The 3,295-nt window shown below is 52.4% G+C and carries 3 protein-coding genes and 1 pseudogene; 1 reads left to right on the top strand and 3 read right to left on the bottom strand.

Annotated elements, in window-relative coordinates; genetic code table 11:
• The first annotated feature begins 388 nt into the window (after positions 1–388).
• A pseudogene (locus tag ACR3FF_RS26360) lies at positions 389–1,005 on the top strand (GAP family protein).
• A gap of 272 nt (positions 1,006–1,277) precedes the next feature.
• Here ACR3FF_RS26360 and ACR3FF_RS26355 read toward each other — a convergent pair.
• The 3 genes from ACR3FF_RS26355 to ACR3FF_RS26345 all read right to left on the bottom strand — a co-directional run bounded on the left by ACR3FF_RS26355 (position 1,278) and on the right by ACR3FF_RS26345 (position 3,003).
• On the bottom strand, positions 1,278–1,940 hold the full coding sequence (locus ACR3FF_RS26355) for a DUF2238 domain-containing protein (protein WP_458191050.1): 663 nt from the start codon (positions 1,938–1,940) through the stop codon (positions 1,278–1,280).
• Positions 1,937–2,533 (bottom strand): hypothetical protein, encoded by a 597-nt coding sequence (locus ACR3FF_RS26350; protein ID WP_458191049.1) that lies wholly within the window; start codon positions 2,531–2,533, stop codon positions 1,937–1,939. Before ACR3FF_RS26350 ends, ACR3FF_RS26355 begins: the two co-directional genes overlap by 4 nt.
• A gap of 164 nt (positions 2,534–2,697) precedes the next feature.
• Positions 2,698–3,003: a hypothetical protein gene (locus ACR3FF_RS26345; protein ID WP_458191048.1), complete on the bottom strand. Its 306-nt coding sequence runs from the start codon at positions 3,001–3,003 to the stop codon at positions 2,698–2,700.
• Positions 3,004–3,295 lie beyond the last annotated feature (292 nt).

Genomic DNA, 3,295 nt, shown 5'->3' with positions numbered 1-3,295 from the left:
ACTCTAAACAGTCCTCTTTGTCAGGTAGAAAGACCTCGTTGACACTCTCTCTGCTGACCATGCTGGGGAAGGCTACGAACTCCAGTCATGAAAAAGTATTCACCGCTACAGATGAGCGTTGTTGATTTATCAAAACACGGGGTAACGACTGTATTGTCTCGATAATTGGGGTTGGATAGACATAGAAGAACAAGATTGCTATGAACAATCTATCGATTTTTTGTACTACTCAGTTGACCACCACTACGATGTCATCAGGAGTAGTGAGAAAGCGTCCAATTATCGTCGTGTGTGAAGTAGAGACACGGAGACCGCGAAATGACCGCTACAATTCGATCCGTGATGAGCTGCCATTCACAAAATTTGGGGAGTAGATAGAGAGATCACTATGAGCTTTCTGGATGTTCTTCCACTGGCGTTTGTGATGGTTGCGGGGCCACAGATTCTCAGCGCCATCTTCCTCGCGACGAGTAAAAACTGGCGACAGAACTCCGCCGCATACGTCCTCGGCGCTGCAATCTCGATCTCCCTGGTCGTGACTCTCGTCTACTTCGCTGGTGAGGGCGCACTTGGACAAGGCACAACAAACGATACACTCTATGTTATCATCCTCGTCCTGCTCTTGGTGGCAATGGTAAACGTCTTCCGGACGAGAGAAGAGACGGAACCCCCAAATGGATGGGGAAGCTCACATCGGCAAACCCACGATTCTCGTTCCGGCTTGGATTCCTCCTGATGGGATTTTTCCCGAGTGATCTCCTCACGTCCGCCGCTGTCGGTTCATATCTCGCGGCGCAAGGGGTACCCTGGATAGATGCCCTCCCGTTTATCGGAGTTACGCTCTTGATTCTGGCGCTCCCATCTCTTATCTTGCTCGCATTTGGTGATCGGGCAGAAGCATTCTTGCCGAAAGCGCGTGACTGGATGGAAACGAACTCTTGGATCATCAACGAGATCGTCCTCCTGCTTTTCATCGCTATTACGATCAACAACCTCACGGGGTGATCGAAGAAAGCCACCCCGACGGTCGCGATCTTGGACGCGCACGTTGGGTGACGAGCCGTTTGAGAACCGAGAGTATACCGACGAGCACGATTCTGGCTGTATATCCAATACTGTAATCCCGATAGCTACTGGCCACCGTCGGTAGGTTTCTACAGGCGGAGCAGGCCGAGTGCCTCGGGGTCAAGCCCCGAGGCGGTTCACGGTAGACCGATGGACGAACTAAGAAATAGCACACTGAAGACTATCGGGAACGGTTCGCCTCGCACTAATTGTTATTGATCTGCAGATTCCATTCGCATCCGAAGTTGGTCAGCGAGATCGGTCAAGTACACTGTTCCAATAAGTGCAACGAGCAATCCACCGATTGAATTGTAGATTAGGTCGAGAATCGTATCGTCCAGTCCATACTGGGTGAGAACATCGCCACCGCCGATGAGTGCCGACACGACGCCGATATAGAACTCGACGAGTTCCCAGATGACGCCGAACGCCATGACGAACAACAACATATAGACGAACATGAACTTCGGTGGCATCTCAACGTACTCCGTGTGCTCCTCGAGTGCCCGTGTCACGGCGTATGCCACCCCGGCGACCAGCGATGACGATAGTGCGTGGGTCATGTGATCCCACCACCACGTCGACTGGTACGGGCTCAGGAACCCCAGTGCAGGCAACGATAACGTCCCGAACGCGTGCAGGAACATTGCGACCGTGATCCAGAGCACGAGACCAACGCTCATCGTGATACTGTAATTGCGTTCCAACAGTGCTGGGAGGAACGTGACGAGCAGGCCGACACCAGCGTTGACGGCGATTCCGCTGTTTCCCCGCAACAGGCCGATGACCAGGATGCCAGCCATTGCCAGCTGAAGGAATCGTACTAGTTGTCCTTCCCGGCGAGCCGAGACATGGACGCGGGTGCGAAAACTCATATCGTCACCTCTGGTGGTTGTTCAACGTTTGCGGCGAGTTGACGCCGGAAGTACCACCGGAAGAGGAGTCCAGTAAGTACTCCTGCAATGAGCATTTCGGTGAAAATCACCATGAGCTCGTCGTTCGTCTCGATGAACTCTGTGCCGAGATACGCCGCCGAAACCGCCGACCCTACGGCCCAGAATCCGGCGGTCGCGAGCGTCACAATAACTGTAAAAAACACCGCGAACCATGGCGTCATGCGAACCGCCGACGTTAGTTCGAGTGCGACGACGACGAGCATCGCAAGAGTCGCGACGCTCACGCCGGCCACGAGTTCGCCAAACGTTGTCGGCTGAACCGTTCTGACGAGAAGCGGAAGTGCCGCAACGAGCAACAGTGGCCACGGAACGGTCCGCGTCCACGACCGGTAGACAACAGCGGGTGAGATGGCGACGAAGGCTGCAACAGCAGCCATCACCATCTCAACGAATTGTACCTGTAGGAAACTCACGGCGGCGATTGCAACGAAAATGACTGCGAATATCCATGCAATCGCTGCATTCACTCGTGTATCCTTGATAAACCACTCCTCTGGAAGTGACTGACTCATTCCCTTTCCCCCATTCGGATTACAACTCGCGGGAGTTAGAACCTATTGTTGATACTTTCAAACATATTTCTGCGGTTAGTATCTACCCGACTTCTAACGATACACACCTGGGAACGAAGCTAGCTGACAGAAAGTCAGAGGATAATATCGCGTGTGGAGATCGTCTACGCCAATGGGACATCAACGAGTAGAAACGCAACAATGAGAATGACTGCAATCATCAAAAATCCCATAGCTGTTAATGTGCCGTCTGGTTCGAGACCAAGACGCTGTCGTCCTGCTGTTGTTCCGACGAGAACCGAGGCGAGAAAGTTCACACCGATAGCAGCGAACCAAAGTCCGCTGAGGAGAGATTCGGGGAGCAAGAGCACTCCAATAGCGCTACTCAGGAGCCCCAAGGAGGTAACAACGACACCAACGAATCCGTCGAGTAGGGATTGGTTTTCCGGGGCCACAGCCATGATGGCCATTCCTATCTAAAAAAGTATATTCCGCGAAAGAGTAAGACAGCATCCGAAAAAGCCTGTTATCTGTCACCTTCACATCTGGTATGTTTCGGTTAGTGCTATTAGTGGGAAGTGTCTCATGCTCTTCATCATGGGATTGTAAACGAGGTTGCTAATTTCGATTTGCCACATCCTAAGAGCCTGTCTAAGAATTTTGCCTCACCAATCCTCCTGACGTCGGCTGAAGATACTCTTACACGGTTCGACGGATCGATTCGGCCGTCGATAAAAAAAGAGAACCGGGCTCAGTTATCCG

This window comes from Haladaptatus ordinarius, from assembly GCF_054177595.1.
The sequence above is the reverse complement of the archived record's forward strand: the minus strand, read 5'-3'. Positions and strand labels throughout refer to the sequence as shown.

Coding starts and splice junctions, on each gene's coding strand:
- ACR3FF_RS26355 (WP_458191050.1), bottom strand. CDS start 1,940: ATGAGTTTTCGCACCCGCGTCCATGTCTCGGCTCGCCGGGAAGGACAA.
- ACR3FF_RS26350 (WP_458191049.1), bottom strand. CDS start 2,533: ATGAGTCAGTCACTTCCAGAGGAGTGGTTTATCAAGGATACACGAGTG.
- ACR3FF_RS26345 (WP_458191048.1), bottom strand. CDS start 3,003: ATGGCCATCATGGCTGTGGCCCCGGAAAACCAATCCCTACTCGACGGA.